Annotated in this window: 2 protein-coding genes; both read right to left on the reverse strand. The window is 56.3% G+C overall.

Features of this window, described 5'->3' with window-relative positions; genetic code table 11:
- Window positions 1–55: 55 nt before the first annotated feature.
- Window positions 56–2,161 carry a hypothetical protein gene (locus ARB25_RS09535; protein ID WP_055287656.1) on the reverse strand — a complete coding sequence of 702 codons (2,106 nt, stop codon included), beginning with the start codon at window positions 2,159–2,161 and terminating at the stop codon, window positions 56–58.
- 250 nt (window positions 2,162–2,411) lie between these two features.
- On the reverse strand, window positions 2,412–2,705 hold the full coding sequence (locus ARB25_RS09540) for a hypothetical protein (protein WP_055287658.1): 294 nt from the start codon (window positions 2,703–2,705) through the stop codon (window positions 2,412–2,414).
- Between the last annotated feature and the right edge of the window lie 771 nt (window positions 2,706–3,476).

Below are 3,476 nucleotides of genomic sequence, written 5' to 3' on the forward strand. Positions count from 1 at the left end.
TTGTCTCCACCCGCGTAGCGGGTGGTTTAAAGCTGGCCGCTGCGCGGCCAGCGGACTAAAGTCTTGAAATTAAAGCGGTGCCACCGGCCATGCCCATGCCGCCGGCGGCCAAGGCGCCGCCGCCAGCAGCAGCAAGACTCGCATTGACGAGCGCAGCCCCGTGAAGGCCGACAAACGAGCCTCCAAAGATACCGACAGCAATATCCGGAGCCAATGCCGCGGCCACTCCTCCTGTGCCCAGGGCCGCCGCCACGGCAATGGCGCCGCCTACCAAGACCTTTGGCAATGTACCTGAGAGCTCACGGATATGCGCCCCGCATTGCTTCTCTAGGGAACGTACGGCGTCCAAATCAACCGCGTCTTGTCTCCTGGGAAATTCGCGTTTAACCCAAGATCCACTCTCCTTCAAACCTTTGTATTCCTTCTTCTCTTCATCTCCCATCTGGGAATAGAGGCGAAACTCAACCAGCTCCTGTGCAACAAGTAAGGCGCGAACTTTACCGCCTCGCCGCCGCGAAACTGTCTCAAGGGCTCCGTACGCATCTTCCTCGCTCAAAAAGTAGCCGTCTGCATCAATGCCTAGACCATCCGCAACCGAATCCTGCCACGCGCGGGCCCAGCTCCTCTTTTGCCCTTTGCGCACTTCGTTCTTCTCGTTCCCGCAGTCGTAGTTGATGGCGGCAAGCTTCAGCGAGAAGGCAATCCTCGTCGTTTCTCTATCTAGGCTATAAAAGTGAAATCCATCGAAGATATCCTGGCGGCGCCTGGCGCGCTCAGTCCAAGCCTCGGACATTTCCTCCGCCATATAGCCCCAGTCGGCATGGAGTGCAAACGCAAGGCGTCCAACTCCGACGTAGTTTATACGCAAGAAGAACTTCTGGGCGAACATGACCTTGTTCCCCTCGCATTCGATACCCGCCCTGACCGCCGCCGTCGCCAGATTCGCCAGAACAAACGAAGTGCTCGAAACCGTGACCATGCGAGTGAGGGCCCTACTGTTATAGGGCATAAAATGCGAAGCCTTGAGTTTGTTCAAGCCGGAGACCTTGCTCACTTCACAACGCTCTAGCTCGGCCTTGAGCCCTGAAAGCATGTAGAGACAGCGAACGATAACCTCGTTGGCCACGACTGCTGGCACCTGGCTTAAAGCCTGATCGAGAAGACCGACTTCCGTCCGAAGGTCGAAGCGAATGGGCTTACCGTCCTCGGTTTTGAACGCCGTTCCGTTAAACAGCTTTGAGATCCATTGCTGAATGCGAATATCCTCGCCCTTATAGGCAATCTGCACGTCTTGAAAAACTGGCAGGGAGGAGAGCTCCTTTAGCAGGGATAACACGACGCCGGGAATACCCGTCCCCTTACCGGGGTTTGAACTAGACCCCGCCATGTCGCTCATGAGATGCGTCGCCCAGAACAGAGTGCCGAACGCGATCTTCTCTGGAACGTTCCTGCCTATAAGAGGGCAGTCGAGATCGAAGGCGGCGGCAGGCAGGTCAAAGGCAACAAACCGGCCGGCAGTATCGGTACCATAGCCTTTGCACGTGAATTGCGAGAGGATCGAACACGCAAGGCCAACCAAGCTCGGATGGTGCGAGAAGTCCCGCAGATGATGTTGGAGCCCGCCGCCAAACTCGGCAGTCAGCTTGTCCGCGGCAAGAGGAAACTCTTTCTCTAGAAAGCGAATAGCGTCTTCTAGAGTTGCATCCGCCTTTGTCATACCCGCAGACTTGGCAATCGTAAGAACGAATTTGCTAACCTTCTCGTCGCCCCACTCTTTGGCATCCTCTAGGTTGAAGTCTTTCTGCCAAAGGATATTCAACGCGCCCGTGAGGAGCCCGCTAACGACTGCAAGTTCATAGTCGAGCTTCGTAGCCTTTTCAGCCCGAGGGTCAAAATCAAAGAGGACCTCCTCCCCATTGGGAACGTCCTTAAAACCAACCAGTACGGCGCTACCGTTCAGCGGCGCAGATGTAACTTTAGGCAGTTGAGGCATGGTGTAGACTATCTCGCCACCACTAATAACAAGTTCGTCTGCCATACTGGCTTCCTCCTGCAAACGCGTAAAATCAGATTGCTCTACGCCGCCAAATCCCTCTTCGTAGAAGTATTCGAAAATCTCGGTGATGCAGTTGCTCAGAACCTCGTCGGGATAGTTCGCCACTGGCAGCCTATACACCTCATTGTGCACGATAACGCACACAGCGTCACGGGTCTCTGCCTATCCGTCCAGCGAATCATGTTAGCAAGCCGCTCTTCGATAATGGAGGCCATCTCGATGTCCACGCTCTTGACCTGCCTGGTCCCAGCGAGTGTCAGCGCGTCCTTGAGTAGGATCCCAAACGCAGTCTTCTGCTGCTGATCCTAGAATCCTTCGCGCAACCATTCCGTCCGCTTGTCGCCAAATGAGCCTCCTACCTCCCCACCGCCTTCAGCTTCAGCAGCAGGTCACCTAGCTCGGGGCACTTGCTGGAGAGACGCGTCTGGGCTCGCTCGCCCATCCCCCATCGTTGGCGGATCTCCTGGGCGCGCGGGCTCACGCGGTAGTTCCCGTCCATCATCTGCTTGAGCAGCTTGGCGGTCACACGAGCATCGGCTAGGGCACTGTGGGCGTGGCCCGTCGACTCGTCGAACTCGATGCCAAACCACGTTGCCGTGATAGTCGAGCTTGACGGCGCCGACCTCGATAATCTCGTTGCGCAGCCCACGGCGCTGGCGCTGCTTTGGCACCGGCGCAAACTCAAAGTCCAGCACGATCTGGCGCGCAAAGTTCGTCGTATCGATAGCCGAGATACACGGCGTCTTTTCAGCTGACACGGTTAGGGCCTTTCTCCGTCAACTGCCGCTTGCTACATAGGCGGCTACATTGCCGTAAGGATAGGAACCCGTGCGGACATGAAAGCGGGACGCAATATACCATGCGCCAAGCACACGCCATGCAGACGGCCCCAAGAGAGTCGACCGCTCTATTCAAATGCATGAAAAAGATTTAGGCCCGGTGACTTGAATCAGCGGTCATCCCGGGCCCATCAATATGCAGTGTACCTACAGAGGGCTGGTTAATCAAACGGGCTTTCGGTGACGAAGACCTGCGCGTCTAGCCCCAATCGCCCAGCGCCGTCTTCTGCCGCCCTTACGAAAGGCTGCTATTCGAGGGAATCACGTTGCTGTTATTATCGAACATATATTCGTATTTATGACCGCGCTTTGATAGAATGGCAGTTGTTGACGGCAGTTCCATGTGCCGGGCAGCGCCCTCCATGCGACGGGAGGTGATGCCCATGACCGATCTGATTGATTTCGTGAAGCTCCTGACCGCTTTGGTCTCGCTCCTCACGGCGCTTATCGGACTTTCCGAGGCACTTAAGCAGCGTACGAAGCAAAAGAAGACGATATGAGAAAGCCATTTGGGTCGCCTCCCCCGCGGCGCAGCTTCTTTCCGCGGGCTCGGGATGCCACAATGGGCTTTGAGTATCGGC

The sequence above is a fragment of the Collinsella aerofaciens genome, assembly GCF_001405375.1.
GTDB lineage: Bacteria > Actinomycetota > Coriobacteriia > Coriobacteriales > Coriobacteriaceae > Collinsella > Collinsella aerofaciens_F.